The organism is Glaciibacter kafniensis (assembly GCF_039538945.1).
Classification (GTDB): Bacteria; Actinomycetota; Actinomycetes; order Actinomycetales; family Microbacteriaceae; genus Cryobacterium; species Cryobacterium kafniensis.
On record NZ_BAABCN010000018.1, the window covers coordinates 93,888 to 115,608 of the forward strand.

Annotated in this window: 18 protein-coding genes; 11 read left to right on the forward strand and 7 right to left on the reverse strand. The window is 62.2% G+C overall.

Annotated features, from left to right (window positions below):
• The first annotated feature begins 20 nt into the window (after positions 1 to 20).
• Together ABD791_RS20915 and ABD791_RS21290 are read left to right on the forward strand one after the other, a co-directional pair.
• Complete coding sequence (locus tag ABD791_RS20915; protein ID WP_345069886.1) at positions 21 to 1,349, forward strand: O-antigen ligase family protein; 1,329 nt, start codon at positions 21 to 23, stop codon at positions 1,347 to 1,349.
• Positions 1,277 to 2,038: an S-methyl thiohydantoin desulfurase domain-containing protein gene (locus ABD791_RS21290; protein WP_425562279.1), complete on the forward strand. Its 762-nt coding sequence runs from the start codon at positions 1,277 to 1,279 to the stop codon at positions 2,036 to 2,038. Before ABD791_RS20915 ends, ABD791_RS21290 begins: the two co-directional genes overlap by 73 nt.
• 264 nt (positions 2,039 to 2,302) lie before the next feature.
• On the opposite strand, the gene ABD791_RS20920 is transcribed toward ABD791_RS21290, so the two are convergent.
• The 4 genes from ABD791_RS20920 to ABD791_RS20935 form a co-directional block, all read right to left on the reverse strand.
• The gene (locus ABD791_RS20920) at positions 2,303 to 4,453 is read right to left on the reverse strand and encodes an acyltransferase family protein (protein ID WP_345069887.1); all 2,151 of its coding nucleotides are present in this window, start codon (positions 4,451 to 4,453) and stop codon (positions 2,303 to 2,305) included.
• A 346-nt stretch (positions 4,454 to 4,799) separates the two neighbouring features.
• Complete coding sequence (locus tag ABD791_RS20925) at positions 4,800 to 5,270, reverse strand: integrase core domain-containing protein (RefSeq protein WP_345069888.1); 471 nt, start codon at positions 5,268 to 5,270, stop codon at positions 4,800 to 4,802.
• Between the two features lie 244 nt (positions 5,271 to 5,514).
• Positions 5,515 to 6,405 (reverse strand): polysaccharide pyruvyl transferase family protein, encoded by an 891-nt coding sequence (locus ABD791_RS20930; protein ID WP_345069889.1) that lies wholly within the window; start codon positions 6,403 to 6,405, stop codon positions 5,515 to 5,517.
• Between the two features lie 48 nt (positions 6,406 to 6,453).
• Positions 6,454 to 7,923: a lipopolysaccharide biosynthesis protein gene (locus ABD791_RS20935; protein ID WP_345069890.1), complete on the reverse strand. Its 1,470-nt coding sequence runs from the start codon at positions 7,921 to 7,923 to the stop codon at positions 6,454 to 6,456.
• Between the two features lie 101 nt (positions 7,924 to 8,024).
• On the opposite strand from ABD791_RS20935, the gene ABD791_RS20940 reads away from it, so the two are divergent.
• The 9 genes from ABD791_RS20940 to ABD791_RS20980 all read left to right on the forward strand — a co-directional run bounded on the left by ABD791_RS20940 (position 8,025) and on the right by ABD791_RS20980 (position 17,932).
• Complete coding sequence (locus ABD791_RS20940) at positions 8,025 to 8,681, forward strand: YveK family protein (RefSeq protein WP_345069892.1); 657 nt, start codon at positions 8,025 to 8,027, stop codon at positions 8,679 to 8,681.
• The gene (locus tag ABD791_RS20945) at positions 8,635 to 9,549 is read left to right on the forward strand and encodes a glycosyltransferase family 2 protein (protein WP_345069893.1); all 915 of its coding nucleotides are present in this window, start codon (positions 8,635 to 8,637) and stop codon (positions 9,547 to 9,549) included. Before ABD791_RS20940 ends, ABD791_RS20945 begins: the two co-directional genes overlap by 47 nt.
• Positions 9,546 to 10,559, forward strand: a complete 1,014-nt coding sequence (locus ABD791_RS20950) for a glycosyltransferase (RefSeq protein ID WP_345069895.1) — start codon at positions 9,546 to 9,548, stop codon at positions 10,557 to 10,559. Before ABD791_RS20945 ends, ABD791_RS20950 begins: the two co-directional genes overlap by 4 nt.
• A 54-nt stretch (positions 10,560 to 10,613) precedes the next feature.
• The gene (locus ABD791_RS20955; protein WP_345069897.1) at positions 10,614 to 11,981 is read left to right on the forward strand and encodes an O-antigen ligase family protein; all 1,368 of its coding nucleotides are present in this window, start codon (positions 10,614 to 10,616) and stop codon (positions 11,979 to 11,981) included.
• Positions 11,982 to 12,083: 102 nt separating this feature from the next.
• Positions 12,084 to 12,605: a VanZ family protein gene (locus tag ABD791_RS20960; protein ID WP_345069898.1), complete on the forward strand. Its 522-nt coding sequence runs from the start codon at positions 12,084 to 12,086 to the stop codon at positions 12,603 to 12,605.
• A 133-nt stretch (positions 12,606 to 12,738) separates the two neighbouring features.
• The gene (locus ABD791_RS20965) at positions 12,739 to 14,238 is read left to right on the forward strand and encodes a sugar transferase (RefSeq protein WP_345069899.1); all 1,500 of its coding nucleotides are present in this window, start codon (positions 12,739 to 12,741) and stop codon (positions 14,236 to 14,238) included.
• Positions 14,239 to 14,328: 90 nt separating this feature from the next.
• A complete protein-coding gene (locus tag ABD791_RS20970) occupies positions 14,329 to 14,538 on the forward strand; it encodes an antitoxin (RefSeq protein ID WP_425562280.1) in 210 nt (69 codons plus the stop codon).
• A 645-nt stretch (positions 14,539 to 15,183) separates the two neighbouring features.
• Positions 15,184 to 16,317 (forward strand): excalibur calcium-binding domain-containing protein, encoded by a 1,134-nt coding sequence (locus ABD791_RS20975; RefSeq protein WP_345069901.1) that lies wholly within the window; start codon positions 15,184 to 15,186, stop codon positions 16,315 to 16,317.
• Between the two features lie 451 nt (positions 16,318 to 16,768).
• A complete protein-coding gene (locus ABD791_RS20980) occupies positions 16,769 to 17,932 on the forward strand; it encodes a type IV toxin-antitoxin system AbiEi family antitoxin domain-containing protein (RefSeq protein ID WP_345069902.1) in 1,164 nt (387 codons plus the stop codon).
• Positions 17,933 to 18,345: 413 nt separating this feature from the next.
• Here ABD791_RS20980 and ABD791_RS20985 read toward each other — a convergent pair whose 3' ends face one another.
• From ABD791_RS20985 to ABD791_RS20995, 3 genes are read right to left on the reverse strand one after another with little or no spacing between them, the layout of a single operon-like run.
• Positions 18,346 to 19,551, reverse strand: coding sequence for a Dyp-type peroxidase (locus tag ABD791_RS20985; protein ID WP_345069903.1), 1,206 nt, complete (start codon positions 19,549 to 19,551; stop codon positions 18,346 to 18,348).
• A complete protein-coding gene (locus tag ABD791_RS20990; RefSeq protein WP_345069905.1) occupies positions 19,548 to 20,345 on the reverse strand; it encodes a hypothetical protein in 798 nt (265 codons plus the stop codon). The genes ABD791_RS20985 and ABD791_RS20990 overlap by 4 nt, the downstream gene beginning before the upstream one ends.
• A 20-nt stretch (positions 20,346 to 20,365) precedes the next feature.
• A complete protein-coding gene (locus ABD791_RS20995) occupies positions 20,366 to 21,694 on the reverse strand; it encodes a right-handed parallel beta-helix repeat-containing protein (RefSeq protein WP_345069954.1) in 1,329 nt (442 codons plus the stop codon).
• Positions 21,695 to 21,721: the final 27 nt, after the last annotated feature.

The following is a 21,721-nucleotide window of genomic DNA, read 5'->3' on the forward strand; positions in this document are numbered from 1 at the left end:
AGCTCAGCGAAGGAGGAATCATGCTCACGCTGATAGCGACAGCAGTGATACTGGTTTCGTTACTTCTGGTTGTCTGGACTTCTCATGGCGGTCTAGCAACCGCCACGGTCGCGGTGATCGCTTCGTTGACCGTATTCCCAATAGAGGTCTTCTCGTGGGGGGAAGCATCCGCGACCCACACGACCACCGCTGGAGCTACCTGGAGCCTTGCCTCATACCAGATAGCGCTAATTCTGGCGGTACTCATCGTGCCCGGGTGGATGGTACTCAAAGGCATTGCGCCGCCGTTGCTGTTCCTTCCTGCACTTCTGTTTGTCGTCGTCGTCGCGCAATCCAATACCCCTCCGCACGTGCTGATGGGCGTCGCCCAGTGGGGTTTCGTTGCCTTGGCCTGGGGGTTCGGGTGGGCGCTGTCGCGCGGAGTAGGACGTGGGCAGATCAGCGAGACATTCCTGGCTGTGGTAGTCACTGGCGCAGTGGCGGCTCATGCAGTCGGGGCGGTCATGCAGATCGTGGGGCTTTCCGGCGTCAGCACGATAGAGATCGGCGCGCTCACCATCCCCCGAGTGAGTGGATTCGCCGGGCATTCGGGGAATCTCGGAAAGATCCTGATTCTCCTGGTGGTCATGTTGCTCCCGCTGACTCGGTCGAGCAATCGAGCGGCGAGGAATTGGTCCCTTGCCGGCACCGCGACGGCGTTTGTGCTGGTGACTCTAACGTTCAGCCGCGCCAACACACTCGCGATCATCGGCGCGCTTGGGATCTGGTTCGTCTTCGGTCCCGGCGCCGGGCTCATCCGTCGCATCGTCATGCCTGCCATCATGGTTGTCGTGGCGCTGCCTGTCATCATCCTCTTGGTCCTGCGAAATTCGTCAGACCCTAGTGGTGGAAGTCGGCCGCAGCTTCTTGAGAGCGCATTGATCCAGATTGGCAAAACGTTCTGGTTCGGAGTGGGCCCGAACGGTTATCTGTCGACCGTGAGCGAGATTAGCGCCTTGGCGGCGGGCGGACTGCCTGTGCATTCGGCGCTGCTGCTGGCCTTCACGGAGCTGGGGTTTGTCGGCTCGATCTTTGTAGCCGTCCCGCTGGTTGTGGTGATCGTTGGGGCGGTCATGACCATTCGAAAGGGAGGGCGACGTGGCCTCGTTGCCCTCGCATTCGTCTCAGCGCTTCCGGGGCTGGCGGTAATTGCCGCGACTGGGTGGGGCCTTATGTACATGCACATACTGCTCTTGCTCATGATGGTCGTAGGTTACACGTCCGCCGCCACAACGCCATGGGCGGACGAAGAGGGCGTTACAGGACTCAAACCAATCGGCAAGCTCTCGCGGAAGTCAGTCCTCGCTTAGCGGCCTGCCTGGTACGGACAGCGAACCTGAAGCCGTATGCACCCGACAATATCCACGTGAGTCTGTGCCCACCGCAGACCGACCTGGTAGCCCGCGCCCTTCGCCAGGCCCCCGCGACAACGATCACGGGCCCGACCGATCCGGGCCTCCCGGCGCAACCATTCACCCTCACCCTGGTCAATGAAAGCTCGGGCCGCATCATCGGGCTGGAGTTCCAGAACGAGATCCTGTTGGTGCTCGCCGACGGTGCGGCCGCGGCGGCTGTACCCGACATTGTGACGTTGCTCGACGCCGAATCCGGTTGGGTTGTCAGCCTCGACGATGTGGGCGCCGGCTTGGTGCTCGACGTGATCGCCATTCCGTCGGCTCGCAGTGGTATTCAGGGGCCGGGTTGCAGCTGGCCGGGCCGCGAACGTTCCGGATTCCGCTCGATCATCCGAGGCATCTTGACCAGGTCGGGCGGAAAAGCGCAGTTGGATGTCGCGGGGCTCCTGGCCCACGGGGCCTTGCGAACCACGAAACCAATATGTGTGTCCCCGACCAGTGCGCCGGTCACAGCAGTTGTGATCAATTGGAGACCTGGTCAACATCGCCCGGGCTTGCGATGCCCGGGCTCCCGCCGGTGGCGCCGGAGGCGATGTTCCGTGGCCGCATATGGGCAGTTTGGCACGGCCGCTAACAGATATTGATGCCGCGATACGTGCAGATCGCGAATCAGGGCGCTCTACACGGACCTCAAGAAGTAGTTGTAGCAGCTCGAGATCCGCGAGACGTGACCCCCATGATCGGACTCAATTGCTCTTCGCGACAGGCTTTGATTGCGCAGCTGCAATACCAGCTTCGCCTTGATTTTCCGTACCATTACCGGTACTCCTTCCACCACGTGGCCATCACATGGTCGCGAACACCGACCGCTAACCCCACACATTCTGCGTGCGTGTGTGCACATTCGATTAGTTGAGAGCGTTCAGCACCAGTTGCTGGAGGTAGGGCTTAAGGCTTTTCGCATAGGTCACGGAGAGATGTCCGGCAGTGTCACGGAAGGTGATTGTTTGCCCGACGATCGCAGGACAGATGTCGCCCGTGCAGATCCGGTCGTTGAGGCTCACGAGGTGCGCGTCACGGACAGACGCGACCGCACGAGCGAGTTTGTCTTCCGCGGCAGTTCCCTTCGAGTACGAGGTCGCGCAGTCATTTACCAGCGAGTTCAGCCCGGGGCGCTGAAGGCACAGTAGCGACTCGTCAGACGGAATTGGGACATCTTCTAGGTATACGACCGAATTGCCCGCATCGATAGCCGCGCGAATCATGCTCGCAGCGCGCTCGACCTGGGCGTCGTTCCAACTTGAGGTGGTCTTCCGTGACGCCGCACTGAGGATGACGTCGTAAGGGGAACCATCGGTGAAGTCGGTGTTGGCGAGTTCGATCTGTGGACCGCATCCATCGGTCGCTCTCGGTCCACCCCATTGGCAGCCCCATCCAATGTACGTCGTGACCGACCAGTTCTGTTCATCGGCGATCTCGCGGATGGCGGGGAGATACATGCCGGCGTGACTATCGCCAATCAGCGCGACCTTCAACGCATCAGGCTCGGCGCTCCCGATTGTGCAGGTCACCGGCGCGTCATTCTCTCCGCGTCTGCAAGCGAGGTCTGCGGCCGATCCGATGTCACTTTGAAGTCCGCTGACAGTGGGGCGAAGCGTGAGGCTCTTCACATCGCATCCGGTGTTGGCCGGATCGAGCGATCCCGCACCGCGGCACTCTTGATCTGCGGCCAATGCGAGAGCGGCCTCTTGATCGGCGCTATCCTCCGCAAGGGCTTTCTTGGCCACTCCATCCAAGCGAAGCTCCTCAGCGATCGCGGCCGCCTCGACTGCTCCTTGTTCCCGGAGGGTGAGAGAACTGGAGAGAACCAGGATCACCGCCGCGACGGCGCCGACCGCAAGCACCGCGGTTCGCCAGCGCTTTGCGGGGACGCCGTACCGATTCGGCCACGAGGCATTTCGGATCGGATTCTCGACGAAGTGGTAGGTGAGAACTGAGAGTGCAAGCGTTCCGCCGAGGACAGCGACGTAATACGTCGGCCCGACTGGGAGTACGGAGAGGAGCAGGATCGTCAATGGAAAATGCCAGAGGTAGAGCGAGTACGAGAGGTTCCCGATGTACACCGCAACAGGATTCGTGAGAGGGGCAAGAACGCGACTATACGTGGGGGAAGCACCGAACCCGCCGACCATGATCAGTGTGGCCCCGGCGACCGGGAGAAGCGCCGCGTATCCGGGGAATGGTGTCGCCTCGCTGAGGGCTAACGCGGAGGCGATGATGATTCCAAGACCGAGCCACGACGTGGCCATCCCGATGCGGGCTGGTAGGGCTCGCCCGTACACGCTCATCACGACGGCCGCGAGAGCACCCACGCCGAGTTCCCAGAATCTGGTGAACGATGAGAAGTATGCGCTAGCAGGGGAGGTAATGGTCTCGAACACGGACCATGCTAACGAGACCACTACGATCGCGCTGATGACCCAGATAAGCACCCTCTTCGCGAGCCCAGGGACACGATACTTGCGTCGGACGTGGAGAAGAGCGGCGAGCATGATCCACGGCCAGACGAAGTAGAACTGTTCCTCGATCGAGAGGGACCAGTAGTGCTGCAACGGTGACGGTGTGAGACCTTCCGTGAAGTAGTCGACGTTAGTCGCCATCATGCGCCAATTGGCTCCGAACAGCGTCGCCCAAAGTGTGTCTCCACCCACGCTCTGTGCGCGGTCTGTCGGAAGCAACAGTGTCGCTGCACCGAACGTCGTCACGAGTACAAGGAGCGATGCAGGGAGGATGCGCTTGATTCGGCGGGCGTAGAAGTCCTTGAACGAGATCGTCTTGGACTTGTCATACTCGCGGAGGAGCAGCGCTGTGATGATGAATCCGCTGATCACGAAGAACACATCGACACCAATGAATCCCGCGGTAGGGATGAGGAGCACGTGGTTGAGGATGACGAGGACGACAGCAAGCGCTCGGAGGCCTTGGATATCTAACCGGGTCGCCGAACTCTTCTTCGCCTGCGATCGTTCCGACCGCAGGCTCGTTCGCGTTTCTGACATCTATCCCCCGTATCCAACAGCGCATCGTGCGCTGAGGCCTGGCCATAGTCTTGCGCACGTTTGATCCTCGTCCGAATTTGGTGATGTTCGGGACTGCTGAAGATCTGGGTGACTCGGTTCCTAATGGAGCCAGAGCGACCGCACTCTTCATTATGGTCTCGAACTCGAGGGGTGTGAGCGTGCCGAGCTTCGTTGTCGTCGACGCTGGTGATACGTCGCCTCGATCCAGTGCACGATCGCCAGCCGCAGCTCCTCCCGGCTGGTCCAGGAGCGCTGGTTGATAGTATCTGAAACGCTTGAGCGGACTAGTCAATATGTGGCCTTGGCCCCGGAGAGTGGACACGGGTTAAGCGGCGAGTTGGATCTCTGCGGCCTGTGACGAGTATTGCAACTCGAAGTCCACAGGTGTGACGTGCCCGATCGAGGATTGCCGGCGGCGGCGGTTGTAGCGCTCCTCGATGCACGCCGCGACGTCACGAATCGCGCGGGCTCGGGTGGGCCAGATACGGCGGTAGCAGAACTCTGTTTTCAGGGTCGCGAAGGAGCTCTCGGCCATGACGTTGTCCCAGGAGATTTCCGGTGTATCCCATCGACCGGGTGATGCCGTTCGCGGCGGCAAAATCGGTGATCTGCGCCGACGCGAATTGGGCGCCGCGGTCGCTGTGGAAGATCGGTTTCCCCCGACCCGACCGTGATCGACCGCGCCGTGGACGTGACCGCGAGCCTGGACACCGCCGCCGTTCACCACAACGGGGTCCACATCGTCCAGCACCGCCGGAAGTGGGCCCGGCAACTGACCATGACCGACTCCGGCCACGTTGCCCGCGCGGCCGAGCTCACCGAGCCCAGTTTCAAGCCCAAAGCGCCCGCCGGTCCGCCGCTCTGGCCGTTGTCGAGAGGGCGTCGCTGGCCCGCTACGACGAACTGCTCGGTGTTGATATTGATGCGGCTCCGGCCGTGTTGGCGGTCGCGTCGTGATCGGCCCGGAAGCTGTGCCTATCGCGAATCGAGGGCGTCACTGAGATTTCTGAAGTGTGAGATCCTCGTCTGGCCAACCGTCGTTAGGCGAGGTGCGTCCGAAGAGCGGACTCTAGCTCGGCGGCAAGGGTTCCTGCGGCATCCTGCAAGGAAGCTGCGTCGGACTCACGTGCCACGAATGCCTGATCAACCGCCCTAGCGTCCTCGAGGCAATCAAATTCCAAGGTGTTCACTGCAGAACCCAAGGACGCGAAGTAGTCGTGGTATTTCCACATCGGTTCGCGCACGGAGGTGGTGCTGTTCACGAGCAGCTGCGTGGGCACCCCGAGCGCGTGGGCAATTACAACTCCGTGCAGACTCGATGAGAGAACGAAACGCGCTCTCGCAATGCGACCGATCATGTCCATCGGTTCGAGCGACGGTTGGGCGATCTGAAACCCGAGGGTTCGGAGCTGCATGATTTGTCGACGCCCATGTCTCGAGTTCCATGCCGAGAAGTGCGGAATCACGAGTGTGCTGTCCGAGCAATCACGTGCGCGATCGATTAGGCGAGTAGCGAGGAGCCCGGGATCACCCAACGGCGTTGTCTCGGTGAGGCGCAGAGCTGAGCGTGTGTTTGGACCGCGCACAGCCAAGATGGGGCCGATGTTGTTGAGAAGTCTCTCGGCGCCCTCGGCATCGGTGTTGGCGCGGAGGCCGGTGCCCCAGACTGCTGCGGAACTGGCGGTGCGGGTAGCAAGTTCGAAGACCGAGCCGACCGCCACCATATCGGCAGAATGAGCTGCACTCCACTCAACCTTGCGGCCGCTGATGGCTTGCACAATGAGAGGCGAAAGCTCGTCACCGAAGTTAAAGAGTGGGCGTTTTGTCTCACGCCCTAGGTGCAGCCATGCTGCCGAATTGTGCCGAACCTCGGGCAGTACAAGTCTCAGCGCGCGGCGAGGGGACCACCAGAACAACTTGGTCGTTTTCATGGGCAATCTCCAGAAGTGTGCTTAAGCGGTTCGCGCAGGCGTACGCGATCATTTTCCCCCGGCAGATGAGCCCGGTTTGAGGTGGGCAAGGGTCTGAACGATGATGACGCGGTCGCGCCTGACATCTGGAACGACGAAGGCTAGCAAAACCGTGGTGCCTGCACAGATTAGAAGCGCGTACACGACGCGGAGGATATCGGCGTCGTTCACCGTCAGGCGCGAAATTCCGAGACCGGCGAGGGCGACAACCGACCCCACCAGGATAACCCGGAGGCCATTTCCAAACATCGCCCGGATGGGGCCGGCGTCGTGGCCACGCAACCACAACAACGAAAGTGGCCAGCCAATCGCCACACCAATGACGTAGCCAAGTGCAACTCCGTACACTCCGGATACGCTTCCGATGAGCACTGAGACAATGACAATTGATCGAGAAATGAGCGAGTACCGAAGGTGCGAGCCGGTGAGGCCCCGTGCCAAAAACACCCAATAGGTAGGATAGCTGACAGCTTGGAAGGCGCCACCGATCGCGAGGATCTGGAAGAGCGGGGCGGAAGGAGCCCACTCCTCCCCGAACACCAACGGAATGATTGAATCGGCCACGCCGATGCAGACCGCGAACGTAAGCACGACGATGTAGCCAAGGGCGATTTGAGAACGGAGAAGGTGTCGGTCGAAACGCTCGCGGTCATCCTGCGATCTCGAGAGCACCGGTAGCGCGACGTTTGTGATAGGGGTGAAGAGTTGGTTGATGGGGAATGTGACCAACTGGGATGCTCGACTGTAGAAACCCAGCGCTTGCGCCCCGGAACGTGCACCGACAAGCACACTGGGAATACTGCTGCTTGCGTAGACCAGCAACTGGGTTGCCATCAGGTTGGCGCCAAACGTGAGGAGGCGTCTAGTCGGCGCCGATCGATCGGGGAGTCCCGGAAACCAACGCGCGACAGCGACACGACCTAACAAAAGAGTGAGTGATTGTAAGACGAGCTGGCCCACAAGCGCCCAGTAGCCGGCGCCAATAAGAGCAAGAGCGATTGCGCCGGCTAGCCCCACCGCGAGCGAAAGGATGTCGGTGAACATGAGTGCACGAAACTGCAAGTTTCGGGCGAGCGTTGCCTGAAACTGTGTTTGCACGCCGTTGAACAGAAACATCGGTGCGAGTGCCATCGTGATTCCGATGAGGCGGTCATCGCCATAGAAATCTGCGATCGGACCCGCGAGCACGAGTGCGGCGAAGCCCAGAGCGAGGCCCAGGCTCGAGTTCAGCCAGAACAAGTTCGACTGTTGGCCGCGGCTCAACGTCTTTGCTTGAATTGCGGCAGATGAGAGACCCATGTCGCGGAGTACATCCGCCAAACCGCTGATGGCAGTGACCATCGCCACGAGCCCGAACTGTTCGGGCGGCAGAATTCTGCCGAGCACGATGAGTCCACCGAGCTGCAGAATGAGCTTTATTCCCTGGCCCAGCAGTGTGATGCTTCCGCCGCGAACGGCCTTTTGGCCTAGTGAACTCATGAACTTCTTTCCCCCGCACTATCACCGTCTTCGCGAGGCGAACTGCAGAACTATGCAAGAGTAGACTACTTGCGAGCATTAGCTGCTGAAGTGCTGGAAGCGTGGGGGCAATAATTTTGGAACTGCCAGAGTACTGGTCCATGCTTCGGCGATACTGGGCACTCATTCTGGTGCTAACTGTTTCAGGTGTTGGCGTCGCCGTCGCCGTCGCTCTCATCGTGCCCCCTCGCTATGAAGTGAGTAGCGAAATCTATGTAAGCGTTGGAACTGCAGCTAAAGCGAGCGGTGAAGAGCTGCAGGCCGCCGCTTCGTTTGCTCGGCGTTCAGTGCTTTCATACGCCCAATACATTTCGACTCCATACGTGCTCGATGGCGCAGCCAAGCGACTCGACGGTAAGCTTTCGGCCGCTGACCTCAAGCAGTTGACGGAAGCGTATGCGCGCACCGGAACTTCAATTATTAGGATTACTGTGGCACAGCGCGATCCGCAGCTCGCCTACGACGCGAGCTCCGCCGTCACCGACGAAGCGGCTCGCGTCATCGGCGAAGAACAGCGCAACCCGGATTCCAAGGAACGGGGGCCGGTACTCGTCGAGGTTGTTTCACCGCCGCAATTACCTTCGTCGCCGGTGTCTCCGCGCATGCCGATTGCGATCGCGTTGGGGCTGTTTTTTGGTCTCGCGGCCGGTTTCATCGCGGCATTTGCAACACATGCTGCCCAAGGCAGCCGAAGGGCACGTAGTGCAGCTAGATGGTAAAGAATCCGAAGCCATAGCGGCGGTTCCAAGGTGGAGCTTCATCACCGTTAGCTATAACAGTGCTGACGCCCTGAAGACCTATTGGGGGTCTGCCACCATTCCGGCAGGGGCTGAATGGATCGTTGTCGACAATTCCTCCAGCGATGCCACGGTGAGCATTGCAGAGTCACTCGGCGCGCGGGTGATCCGCCTCGAAGTTAATCTCGGATTCGGCGCGGCAAACAACATCGGCATGAATCAGAGCCGCGGAGAGTTCATCGCATTCGTGAACCCCGATGTCACCGTGGATTTCTCTACATTGCCAGCACTTGAACGCGTGGTGCAGAGCCTCGGTGGTGTAATCGGACCGCAGCTCATCAACCCCGACGGCTCGCTGCAGCCCAACGGGCGGGGAATTGCGACGTTGCCAAGCAAAATACGTAACCGACTCAAGTCGGAGACCGGCACGTCGGGGTATCAAAGAACCGCTGAACCGGGCGAGCAGATCGCGGTCGATTGGCTGATCGGGGCGGCAGTGATTGCTACACGTCAGACCTTCGACAAATTTGGGGCATGGGACGATCACTTCTTCGTCTACTACGAAGATTCTGATTTAGGCATGCGCGCGTGGAAGCATGGAGTGCCAGTTCACGTGCTGGGCGATGTGCGATGGATCCACGGTTGGGCGAGGGAAACCACATCCTTCAACGTTGACGCGTGGAAGCGCGAGCTAACCTCAATGGCGAAATTCTACTCTCGGTACCCGGCATTACTCGGGCCAATCCGTATGGCGCGTTGGGCCCACCCGTACTCGAATCCCACCACCCGCGCCGCAAACGGCGAGCAGTTTGAAGGTACGATTTCGAACCGAAACGAGAGCGCAGCATGAGCTCTTCGGCCGCCAATCCCAAAGCACCGGCGTCCGCGACGCTGATTATGACCCTCCTCAATGAAGCAAGCGGGATCGAAACCTTTCTGCAAAGCCTCACAACACAGACGGTTCTGCCCAGTGAGATCGTGATCGTCGACGGAGGATCGACCGATTCCACGTTGAGCATCCTGCGCGCTTGGCAGCCGCCCTCCGGCGTTACACTCGTGCTGGAGGAGCTCCCTGGTGCTGGTATTTCTCAGGGACGCAATAGGGCCATCGAGCTCGCGTCTTTCGAAAAGATCCTTGTCACCGACGCGGGAACCCAAGTCAATTCCGATTGGGTGGAGAAGATTCTCGCGGGTCTCGAGAGCGCTGAGGTTGCTTCCGGGTTCTTCGAGCCGTTGGCAGGAACTTTTTTCTCCACGCTCATCGCCGCGGTCATCACACCGACAATCACCGAAATCGACCCAGAGAAATTTCTTCCCTCCAGTCGGTCGATTGGTTTCAGCACAAAAGCCTGGAGACGTGGCGGCAAGTATCCGGAGTGGCTCGACTACTGTGAAGATCTCATCTTTGACATCGCGATGAGGGATGCTGGAGTGACGTTTAGATTCGTCCCCGATGCAATTGTGCGGTGGGAAGGGCGACCCTCGTTCACCGCGTTTGCCAAGCAGTACTACCGTTATGCTCGCGGAGACGGCAAGGCACAGCTCTGGGCACGTCGGCATGCAATCCGCTACGGCGCCTACCTCGGCGGACTTGCGCTCGTCGTGCTCGCTCTTGTCGCCAGCCCCTTCTGGTGGATTGCACTTGGAGCTGGCTTCTTCATCTACATGTCGCAGCCGTTTCGGCGCGTACTTTTCTTCCGCAACACAGTAGGCGCCGCGTGGCCAGGGGCAATTCTGCTAGCGCCGTTCGTGGTCGTACTGGGTGATGTGTCGAAGATGCTTGGCTATCCAGCTGGCTTGGTCTGGCGGCGCAAAAATCGTTTGGTGGCGAGTGCCTCTATTGCCAACGTTGCAGACTAGTTCGCAGTTCCTTTCCCAGACGTTCGCTACCGTGCCAGTGCAGGAGCTTCCGAAATGATTCTTCTTCTCATGGTCGCGGCTGGCGCTGGGCTGCTCGTTTTTGCCGCTGTCGTTCCTCTGATCGGACTCTGGCGGGCCCTCTGCCTCGTCCTTCTTGCAGCACTGGCGCTGGCTCCGTACCCGCTCACGACGACGCGTCTCCCGCAAGTGCACTATGGCATCACCGACGGCATCTTCATACCGATGACCTACTCAATCGCCTTGGCCGCAATTGTGGTCGCAGCGCTTCGGGATCGCGCGGTTCGGCTCAGCCTGGTATTCGCGGCCGGATTCCTGGTTTACGTTTCGATTTTGACGGTGATGTTGTGGGGAAATACCGCCGCGCAATGGTCGGGTAACGTCCATCTGATCACTGCTCTACTTGCAGTCGGGGTGGGAGGCGCCATCGGACGGTCCATGCTGACCGATCGGAAGTTGAGGCTGCTCTGGGTGAGCACTGCACTTGGGATCCTTCTCATGCAGCTGCTTCTGGGCGTGGCTCAGCTGGCAGGAATTCCGGTGTCTCTCTTCACCAACGAGGTTAACCATTTCATCCCTGAGCTCCGCGCGATCGGATCGTTCAATCACCCGAGTGTAATCGGCAAGACCGTACTTGTGCTGCTTATTATGGTTCTGCCCTTCACCCGCGATTCGAGCAAGTGGATCGCGCGCATTGCCTGGGCTGTGATTCTGGTCGGGATAGTTGCAACGACTCTGACTCAGGCACGTTCTAACATTGCGGCAGTGCTCGTCGCCGTCGTGCTTTGGGTGTTGTTCGACAACCGTCGTTCCATCAAAGGGCGTCTGATTGCGGCGGCCCTTGCAGCCGTCGCTGCGGTGCCATTCGCGCTTCTTGTGATTCCTCGCTTTCTCTCGGATCCCGGCGGCGGTGACCGTGCGGAACTCTTGGGGACAGGCCTGAAACAGATTGCCTCGGCTCCTTGGTTCGGCATCGGCCCCAACTCGTATTCTGCTGTTGTTGGGGTGGGGGACTCACTCGCGGCCGAGGGCTTCCCCGTGCACAATGCTGCTCTGCTGGCCGTCGCGGAACTTGGTGCCATCGGTGCAATGATGGTCTTCGTGCCGGTGGCATGGCAGTACGTATCAGCTGTGCGTTCGTGGCCAAAGACTGGCTTTGCTCACGGTGCGGCTGTGGCGACGTTCGTCACTCTCCCCGGGCTTGCCCTCGTGACTATGACCGGTTGGGGCATGTTGTCGGAGGGCTCGCTGGTTCTCTGGTATCTCGCGATTGGTTTCTCGATCGGTGTAATGAATCAAACCGTGAAGCCAACGGTCCTGGCAGCTTCAAGCATGGCCGATCCTCTCAGTCTGTTTTCGAAAGCTCGCTGCGACTCGCGTTCCGCGGGTCGACGAACCAAGTAGCGACGAAGTGTTCCTCTGTCGGCTGAAATGGGGTGGCGCACTCGACTTTTGGGAACATGATTACACGGGTGTCGGATAGGGGGTGAGTAGCTCAACGTAGGATTGAGCGATGCTATTGAAGGGGGCGCAACTGTCTTGAACGAAGCGCCATCGAAGAGCAGGGTCCGTGAATGGACCGCAGTCATCGTGTTGATTGCCTATGTCCTTGTCGTGCTGTTGGCAACGATGTGGCCTACTCCGCTCGATCAGGGCTACCAAGCCTCAATTCAAAAATTTCTCGAAGTGTTGCACCGAACCGGAGTGCCCGAATGGTTTGGCTACAGCAAGCTAGAGTTCTCGGCGAATGTGCTGATGTTCGTTCCGTTGGGCTTTCTCGTGGTGATGATCCTGCCGACGAAGGTATGGTGGCTCGCCCTTATTGTGTGCCCTGCCCTGTCCGTGGCTATTGAGCTCAGCCAGGCCGTATTTCTTAGTGCTCGATTTGCCACCGTTCTTGACGTGATCGCGAACTCGATTGGCGCCATAGTCGGCGGCTTCTTCGCGGTCGTATTGCGCGCCGTCGTCCACCAGCGCGATGAGAAGATGATTGCTCGAACGCTGTGGGAGCGAGGCGTTCGATCGTAGGCGTAGGCCACTCTGGCGATGCCCCAAACATCCAATTCCGCTCATCACCTGCCCAATCGCCGTGACAATGTCGGGAATCGACTGAGAAGTGTGAAATTATTGGTTGTTGCTCGCTGTCACCTTACTGGGGTACATGGCACGGCGAATAGAGACTTGGGGGAACTTCGTGGTGTTGGACAGCAAACGCACAGCGGGTGTTCTGCGTCGAGTCTCCTGGCAGCGTGCATATGCGATGCGGTTGTTTCTCACCGACGCCGTCGTGATTGTCGTGGCCGTTTTCGGCTCACACTTCTTCTGGTTTGGCTTTCAGGCAGTAGATCTCGCCGCACGGGAGATTACCGGCCTGCGGCTGGGCTACACCACCGTCTCGGTTGTCCTCGTCATCGCCTGGATGATCATCCTCGACATCTTTGCCACCCGAGATCACAAAGTGATCGGGAGCGGCACGCTCGAGTATAAGCGGGTCGCCGACGCGACTATCCGTCTGTTCGGCACCTTCGCCATCGTCGCTTTTCTTTTCAAGATCGAACTGGCCCGCGGCTACTTCTTGACCGCATTGCCGATCGGATTGGTGCTGCTCATCCTTTCCCGGTGGATGTGGCGGCAGTGGTTGCGCAAGCAGCAAGCTACCGGTCGTTTCGTTTCTCGGGCCGTGCTGATGGGTGACCGATTGAAATCGGCACACGTGGCGGCCACCATTCAGCGCACTCCCGGAACCGGCTTGCACTTGGTGGGTGCACTCACTCGACTTGGCTCCGCCAATAAAGGCCCGGTCTGCGGAGTACCCGTCGTAGGCGGTTACGACGACCTGCTTCAGGCGGTCGACGCGACCCAGGCCGACACCGTGATTCTCACCGGAGCCGACGAGATCGGTCCCGACGACATGCGCCGGGTCGGTTGGGAGTTGGAGGCCCGAGGCATCGAGCTGATTGTGGCGCCAGCGCTAACCGACGTCGCCGGCCCACGCATCCATGCCCGTCCGGTGGCCGGCCTGCCGCTGATTCACGTCAGCTACCCCACCTTGGAGGGCGCCAAGCGCGTCTACAAACGCACCTTCGACATCGTGGGTTCGAGCTTGATGATCATTGTCGGTTCACCAGTGCTGATTGCAGTGGCTATCGCGGTGAAGCGATCTGGTCCTGGCGGCATCCTCTATCGTCAGGTGCGCATCGGACGGCACGGAAAATCGTTCGGCATGCTCAAGTTTCGCTCGATGGTTCAGGATGCCGACGATCAGCTGGAGAGCCTGCTCGATGCCCAGGGAACCTCAGACACGCCACTGTTCAAGGTCACCAACGATCCCCGCATCACCCCAGTTGGCAAGTTCATCCGCAAGTATTCGCTCGATGAGGTTCCGCAGCTGTTCAACGTATTCTTCGGTGAGATGAGCCTGGTCGGTCCGAGGCCACAGCGTGCCGCCGAAGTGGCGCTCTACGACGACGTAGCGCACCGCCGGTTGATCATGAAGCCGGGCATGAGCGGTTTGTGGCAGGTGAGCGGGCGGTCAAATCTGAGCTGGGATGACAGCATCCGTCTCGACCTCTATTACGTGGAGAACTGGTCGCTGACCACTGACATCACCATTCTGTTTCGCACGGTGCGTGCCGTCGTAACGCCGGAGGGCGCTGTCTAGCTTGTACTGATCGTTCTCTTGCGCTTTCGCAGGGGGCCGACGTAAGTTGGGGCCACGGCTGCACCTGGCGGCCCGCTTGAGGAGGACATCGTGGGCATTGACGACATCACCAAGAAGGCACAGGAGTTTCTGGGCGACGACAAAGTGAAAGACGCGCTCAAGAGCGAGCAGGCCGAGGGCGTCAGCGACAAGCTGCTCGATGGTGTCGCGGATGCCGCAAACAAGGTCACCGGCGGCAAGTTCGCTGACCAAATCGATGGCGCCCGTGACGCGGCAGACAAGTCCGTCGGCAACGAATAGCACTTTTCACTTTTCGGCCGGCATCGTGTCGGCATCTCAGCGGGGTCGCGCACGAGGCGCGGCCCCGCTTTTCTGTGTGTGGCGGCGCCGCGTGTTCGTGGCGCTTGTCTGCCTGGCCAACACTTGTGGCACGAATCGCGTAAGAATCGGCCGCCTCGAGCGTCTCTCCAGTGGCAGGACGCGTCGAACTCTGACGCTGAACGCTCCCGAGGGGGTTCGGGGGAGGGCCGCTGGGCACGCAACAGGGGAAGCGATCGGTGGCCGGTAGGGGCGGGCGGGCTCGACTGGAGCCGACCAGATGGATGCCGCGGCACGGTTCGAAACCGGTGCCGCGGCATCCGGGGGCGGCGTCCGGCTGGTGGAGTTGCGGCGCCGGGCGCGGCGCGGCGAGGGTCGGATGTCGCTGCGAGGCATGAGTTCGGCCGGCGCGACGGTTTCCGACGGGCGCGGCGTGTTCAGGCGGCAAATTTCCGGCGGTGAAATCGGCCTGAGCGTTCGGTCCTCGGGTGGACGCCTTGTGTGCGTCGTCCGAGGGAAGCCTCCGCGGATTGGTAGTCTCCGTAGTGGTCGAACAGAGCGAGGCTCGATTCGACCATGGAGCCGCGGGGCGGCATCCAGATTCAGGATGTCGACAGGAGAGTCCCAATGGTGTCAATCACGAGCGCAGCAGGTTCCGTCGGAGCGCACTCACGGCGTCGAGCATTCGCTGCACTCGCCTTCGCGGGTCTTGTAACGTCGCTGCTCACGGTTCCGCTGTCGGCGCAGGCCACAGAGGTCACGGATCCGCTGGCAACATTCGTCGGCTCCTCGACCGGGGCGCAAACGCCCGTTGCTTCAGCCGGGCCCGGGCCCGAGACCCAGAGGCAGACCGAGACCGAGCCCGAGCCCGCGCCCGAGATCGCGGCTGCGCAGACGCAGGCGCAGGCGCAGGTTCCGGCCGTGACGGAGGCGCCCGCGCAGGTTCGGACCGAGGCGCCCGCGCAGACGCAGGCGAAGACCGAGGCGCCCGCGCAGGCGCAGACGCAGGGAATGACATCCGCTGCCGTCAAAACGCTGACCGCGACGCCGACGCCTCGGCTGTCGGGCGCTGCGAAACTCGGGAGCACCCTCACCGCTTCCGCAGGCAGTTGGACCCCGGCCACGGTGACCCTGAGCTACCAGTGGAAGCGATCAGGAACCACCATCACCGGCGCAACCAAGCCGGCCTACAAGGTGGCCACCGCCGACATGGGTAAGACTCTGACCGTGACGGTGACGGGCAAGAAGACCGGCTACCAGATGGCAGTCATGACATCGGCGCCGACCGGCAAGGCTTTCGCGAATTTCACCTCGACTCCTGTGCCCTCGATCTCGGGCAGCGCGGCTATCGGCGCGAAGCTCACCGCCACGCCCGGTATATGGGCGCCCGGTTCCGCGGCGCTGAGCTACCAGTGGAAGCGGTCGGGCGCGACGATCGCGGGTGCCACCGGCAGAACCTATCTCGTCTCGCCGACGGATGTTGACCGCACGTTCACCGTCACAGTGACGGCAAAATTGGCCAACTACACGACGGTATCGAAGCAATCGGCCGCCACGCGGGTAGTTAGCGGTGTCATCTACAAGAATTGTGATGCGTTGAGGGCTGCTTACCCGCATGGCGTGGCCAAGGCTGGAACAAAGTATGACCGAGTGAGTGGTGTCAACAAGGCGCTCAAAGGCCCGCCATTCTTCTCGACATCGCTGTACAACCTGAACACGAAGAGCGACAGGGACAAGGACGGAATCGCCTGCGAGAAGTAAAGTTCGGCGTCGGCGTCGGCCAAGGTCTGCCGGGCCGGGCCGTGCTGTGCCCGGGGAGCCTGGCTGGTCGCATCCGTTCATCTTTGGGCGCCACGCCCGTCGGAAGCAGTGGCGAGGGTTGAGCTCAACGGGCGTGGCGGTTTTGAGCCCTCGTTGTGCCAGCGGGCGGCAGCGCCCATGAGCCTGGGGAACATGCTCGCTGTCTTCGCGCGGCGGGCACGCGGGCGGCGGCTGTATCGGGGCAGCCAACGGATGCTTCGCCGCAGCGCGAGCGCCCGTCAGGAACCGCGCCCGTCGAAAACCGTGACGCGGGTTGAGTCCAGTCGGCGGCGCGGTGTTCGACCCTCGTGGTGTCATTCGAGCGCCCCTCCACAAGCAGCGAATCAGCGATCGGCCCACCGATGTGGCAGCCCGCCGGCTGCGTCGTGACAGCGCCGCGCATTGTGGGGAGATGAACCGATATGGCAAAGAACTCGTCTCCCGCTCGAACACCCCTGATCCCGGAGCCCCGATCACGAAGGGCTCCGCGCCGGCATCCGCCTCCGGGGCGACATCCGCCGCCGGCGCCAGCAGAGCGCATCCGACGGGAGCCGCCCCTCGTGAATTCGCAAGCCCTCGATTGAGGGCCGCCTCCGAGCATCCGCGTCGGACTGTCGAAGCGTTGATCTTCTCTCGCGATGTGACGAGCGTGTTTGGGTCGGGCGTGCGCCTGAGCCGGCTCGTCAAATCGGGAGAGCTCACGTGCCTCACTCGAGGCCAGTACATCCGCACGCACCAGTGGGCGGCAATGGGCGCCGACCAGCGCTACGCCGCTCGAGTGCTGGCGGCGGCGCATTCGCGCATCGCACCGCCTCCGCTCAGCCATTACTCGGCCGCGGTGTTGTGGGGGCTGCCGATGCTGCGCACGTGGCCGAGTGACGTGCATTTTCTCAGTGAACGGAAGCCGGGTGGGCAATCCTATCCGGGCATCCGGATTCACGCCGTCGGTTTCGACGCTCGGGATGTCACGATGCTCGACGGCGTTCACGTTACGACGGTCGCGCGCACGGTCGTCGACCTCGCAGCCTGCCTCGACGTGAAGTCGGCCGTCGCTGTCATCGACCGGGCCCTCGCCGTCGACCGGTTTAACAACAGCCCTCCCCTGACGACAAAACAGGAGCTTCGAGACACCTGGGAGCGGATGCTGCCATTCAGCGGCTCGGTGAGGGCGCGTGAATACATCGAGTTCGGAACGGAGGATTCGGGTTCGCCCGGGGAATCAAGCAGCCGCGTGAACATCGCACTGAACGGGTTCCCGACGCCGATTCTGCAGAGGACGTTCGTGATTGATGGCAAGGAATACCACACGGACTTCTTCTGGGAGGAGATCGACGGTGTGGGTGAAAGTGATGGCGACATCAAGTATTTTGACCCGGCGATGTTGGGCGACAGAACGCCCGAACAAGTGCTCAAGGCAGAACGAAACCGCGAACGAGCGATTCGACGAAAGGTGCACGAGTTCACCCGGTGGGACTTTGCCGTGGGGCAGAGCCAATACCGGCTGCGCGAGCGCTTAATGGAGATCGGGCTGGTCCCCGGTCGTCCGCGGCTGCAGCTGAAGCAGTTTCGGACCTGAAGCGGCCCGGGCGTCGGAAAGCTGGGCCCCTTCCCGGCGCAACGAGGGTCGAAAACCACGGCGAGGGTTGAGCTCAGTGGGCGTGGCGGTTTTTGGACCCGCGTGACGTATTTGGTGGCGATGGATGCTGCGGGCGAGTGCGGGCGGGCAGGCTGTGCGTGGGCAGGCTGCTCGGTGGCGCAACGAGGATCGAAAACCACGGCGAGGGTTGAGCTCAGTGGGCGTGGCGGTTTTGGACCCGCGCGACGGGATTTCGTGCGGAATCGGCCGGACGTTCGACCCGCGCGTCGGCGTTCGACCCGCGCGGCGCGTCAGGCGCACGAGGCGAACCAGGTCAGGCGCACGAGGCGAACCAGGCCAGGCGCACAAGGCGAACCAGGCCAGGCACCCCGAGTGAGCCGCCCAGCCCCGGCTCACTGGAACAGCGAGAACCCCATCGGCGATCCAGCATCCATGCCGGGGAGAATTGCGAATGCGCCAGTCGCCGTCGGGGTGGCGAAGCCCATCAGATCATCGACCTCGTCGAGGCGGAGTTGCGTGCGCGAGAAGGTGGCTGCCTCCCGCTGGAACGCGATGAACACGAGTCCGTGATCGGTATCCGACGCACGGTAGGCGTAGCTGCGTCGCAGCATCAGCCCGCTCCCGGTGAACGACGGATGCGCGGCACGTGAGTGCGCACGGGCGGGGACCAACAGCTCGCCGGTATCGGCCTTGGCACTCAGGTTGACAGCGTCGCCGCGCTCTCCACCCGACAGAGGCACTCCCGACGCTTGGCGCCGCCCGATCACGGCATCACGCCGGTCGGCGGGGAGTGCCCGGAAGCCCACGGTGTCTAGGGAGAACCGTCGGATGACGCAGATCGTTCCACCGGCAAGCGCACCGTCGGAGATCCAGACGTTCTCCGCGAGATCGGCCGCCGTACGGGGCACGATGATGCCGTCGTGATAACCGAATGGGTTGCGACTGACATCATCGTCTGACGCGGCGCGGAAGCCGAAATCGCTCCAGAGCGCGTGGTAGCCCGCGATGACACCGGTCAGGCTCGCGAGGGCCGGCTCCAACACCGCGGGATCGGACGCATTGACGCTCAGAAAGATGTCGCCACCGAGCCGATCAGCGGGCAGCGCCTCGTCCCCACGGAAGACAGGGAGGGCGACGGCGGATTGCAGAGACGGATGCCGCGTGGCGGCGAGGGCGCGCGGCCCCAGGCCGACGGCCACCGTGAGATCGCCCGGCCCGTCGGGGAACAGCGCCAGGTCGGGGTGCGCCGGGTCGGTGATCCGCAGAATCTGCTCGCCGAGCGCGCGGAGCGACGACTCTAGGGAATCCGTGTCCAGCTCGGCCACGGCGACGATGCAGTGGCCTTGAGGGATGGAAGGTCGCGTGATTCCAGACTGGTGCGCTCCGACGGCGGCGACGGGAGCGCCGTGCAGCACGGCGGCGGCGTCTGGCGCTGCTGCAGCGGGCGGCCCCGCCTGATGCGCAGGACTGGCCGCCGACCAGATTGCCGTGGTTCCGAGGGCTCCCGCCGCGGCGCCTGTCCCGAGCAGCAAGGCGCGCCGGGTGAGGCCGGTGGCGGTGCGCTTTCGAGCGGCGGTCTCCCCGTTCGAGCCGGTCACGGCTGCGTCTCATCGGGCAGCGCGAGGGCCTGACCTTGTTCGTCGGAAAAGTCGATCGTGGTCCAGTCGTCCCCGATGCGCGCCTCCGCCCGCCTGAGCACGCCCGTCGCATCCACCCAGAGGCGCAGTGCCGAGGTGTCCGCATTCAGTGGCGGCGATGACGCATCACGAGGACTGTCGCTCGGGGGAGAGGCGAACACGGTGACAGGCGACCCGTTGATCTCGTCGGCGCGCAGCCACAGCGCTCCCGCTTGCTGCACGAGGAGCGGATTGTCGGGGCGGTCGGAGCCCAGCCCGCTGATGATGGCGAGAAGGGCGTCCAAGCGAGAGGATGCGGGGTCGAGGTTATCGAGCGACGCGGCCGGATCGGTGAAGCTGGGGATGGGAAGAGCGGGGTCGCCAGCGGCATCCGGCTCCTGCGCGATGATGCCGACCGCTGAGCTCGTCCAGAGCATGGCCTGCGCGGGGAATGCGCCCGTCGTTGCGGCGTAGCCGAGTTGCGATGCGTAGTCGACCCACCCCTGAATGCGGAGGTCGACCCCGCGCTCCTGGATGTTGGTGGTGAACGGCCGACTGCCGGCGTCGAAGTTGTTGAACCGTGCGATGGCGAGCAACTGGGCTTCCTCGGTGGTCACTGGCCGGGCCGCGTCCGTGGCAGGCTCGTCCAGCGGTGCAGTGCAGGCCGTGAGCGCGAGCGCGAGCACCGCAGCGAGAAGCGCAGTCAGCGCGGTCAACCTGCGGCTCAACGGGTAGCGCAACGTGCGACTTGACTTGCGGCTCAACGGGTAGCTCAACGTGCGACTTGACCTGCCGCTCAACGGGTGCCCGCCCGTTCGACGAGGAATGACGCATCCGGCACGCCGAATTGTGCAAGGTCGGGCATCGCGACCGTTGCCGGCAGCGCGGGGTAGCTGGACCCCGCAGGGAGATCCGACTGGGCGCGCGGTGGAGCGACCTTCTTGAAGCTGGTGCCGCGCGGTGCGGGGGGAGTGTTGAGCTCGGCGGTGTAGGCCTGCGCGGCGGCGGCAGCGGCAGCGTCTCCCGCGCACGCTGCAGACAGCTGCGCGAACAGTTCGGCCGGTACCGTCGATGCGGCGTCTGCGACGCAGTTTGCCGTCGCAGGCGTGCGTGCGGCGGAGGTGTTCGCAACGTCGACACCGTTGGCGTCGAACACGTTCCCGCTGACGTGATTCCCAGACGCAGGGAGATCCTCGGTATTCGTGAAGATGATCCCAGCGCGTTCGTGACCGGCAATGAGGTTGCGCTCGAAGACGTTGTCTTGGCCGCCGCTGACCCCGATGCCGGTCGCGAAGGCGCCGTTGGCCTGGGCGGGCGCGAGCGGCTCGTTGTTATCCGTCACGAGATTGCCGATCACCTGGTTGGACCGCTGCGGCGTGAATGCTTCTTGATAGCTCGACAGCAGTGTCATACCGATCCGGTTGCCCGAAAACCGGTTGCCGGTGATGACCACCGAATCGCTGGCATTCGAATTCTCGAAGCCGGCCGCGTTGCGCTCTGCGACGTTGCCGGTGACGAGGATGTCGCACGCGGTGCACTGCCCGACGTAGATGCCGCTGTCGGCGGAACCGGATGCATACGAGTCGCGGATGATGCCATGGCGCGAGTTGAAGGCGTAGATGCCGTAGAGGCCGTTGTTGTATGCGGTGACGTGATCGACGAGAAACCGCTCCAGCGGCGGAAACTGCTCGGGGTCCCAGTGTTCGTAGCCGTCGGCGGTCGGAGCCGAAGGGCCGTTCTCGTCGTGCAGCCCGGTGAACAGAACCCCGTAAAAGGTTGCACCAGTCACGGTCAGGTTCTCGACCCGCACACCGTCGGCAACGGCCACGACGCCGTATGGGCGCACACCGCCACCGTTGATGATGGTCTCGCTACGACTCTCGCCCCGCACCGTGACGTCGGGAGTGTCGATCAGGAGTTGCTCGTCGTAGGTGCCTGGCGCGATCGAAATGACCCCGCCGGCGCGCACGAGTTTCGCAGCCTTTGCCAGGGTTTGAGCATCGCCGGGCACATGAATCACCTGACGTTGGCCGTCTGGAGTACTGGTTTCGTCGACGCGTGCGCACGCGGCAAACACGATCGTCAGCGCGGCAACTGCGATTGCAGCCAACACGCGTCGGAACATCACTCCGTCAGCTTACGTCACGCTCTG

Coding starts and splice junctions, on each gene's coding strand:
- ABD791_RS20915 (WP_345069886.1), top strand. CDS start 21: ATGCTCACGCTGATAGCGACAGCAGTGATACTGGTTTCGTTACTTCTG.
- ABD791_RS21290 (WP_425562279.1), top strand. CDS start 1,277: ATGGGCGGACGAAGAGGGCGTTACAGGACTCAAACCAATCGGCAAGCT.
- ABD791_RS20920 (WP_345069887.1), bottom strand. CDS start 4,453: ATGTCAGAAACGCGAACGAGCCTGCGGTCGGAACGATCGCAGGCGAAG.
- ABD791_RS20930 (WP_345069889.1), bottom strand. CDS start 6,405: ATGAAAACGACCAAGTTGTTCTGGTGGTCCCCTCGCCGCGCGCTGAGA.
- ABD791_RS20935 (WP_345069890.1), bottom strand. CDS start 7,923: ATGAGTTCACTAGGCCAAAAGGCCGTTCGCGGCGGAAGCATCACACTG.
- ABD791_RS20945 (WP_345069893.1), top strand. CDS start 8,635: ATGCTGCCCAAGGCAGCCGAAGGGCACGTAGTGCAGCTAGATGGTAAA.
- ABD791_RS20950 (WP_345069895.1), top strand. CDS start 9,546: ATGAGCTCTTCGGCCGCCAATCCCAAAGCACCGGCGTCCGCGACGCTG.
- ABD791_RS20955 (WP_345069897.1), top strand. CDS start 10,614: ATGATTCTTCTTCTCATGGTCGCGGCTGGCGCTGGGCTGCTCGTTTTT.
- ABD791_RS20965 (WP_345069899.1), top strand. CDS start 12,739: ATGGCACGGCGAATAGAGACTTGGGGGAACTTCGTGGTGTTGGACAGC.
- ABD791_RS20975 (WP_345069901.1), top strand. CDS start 15,184: ATGGTGTCAATCACGAGCGCAGCAGGTTCCGTCGGAGCGCACTCACGG.
- ABD791_RS20980 (WP_345069902.1), top strand. CDS start 16,769: ATGAACCGATATGGCAAAGAACTCGTCTCCCGCTCGAACACCCCTGAT.
- ABD791_RS20995 (WP_345069954.1), bottom strand. CDS start 21,694: ATGTTCCGACGCGTGTTGGCTGCAATCGCAGTTGCCGCGCTGACGATC.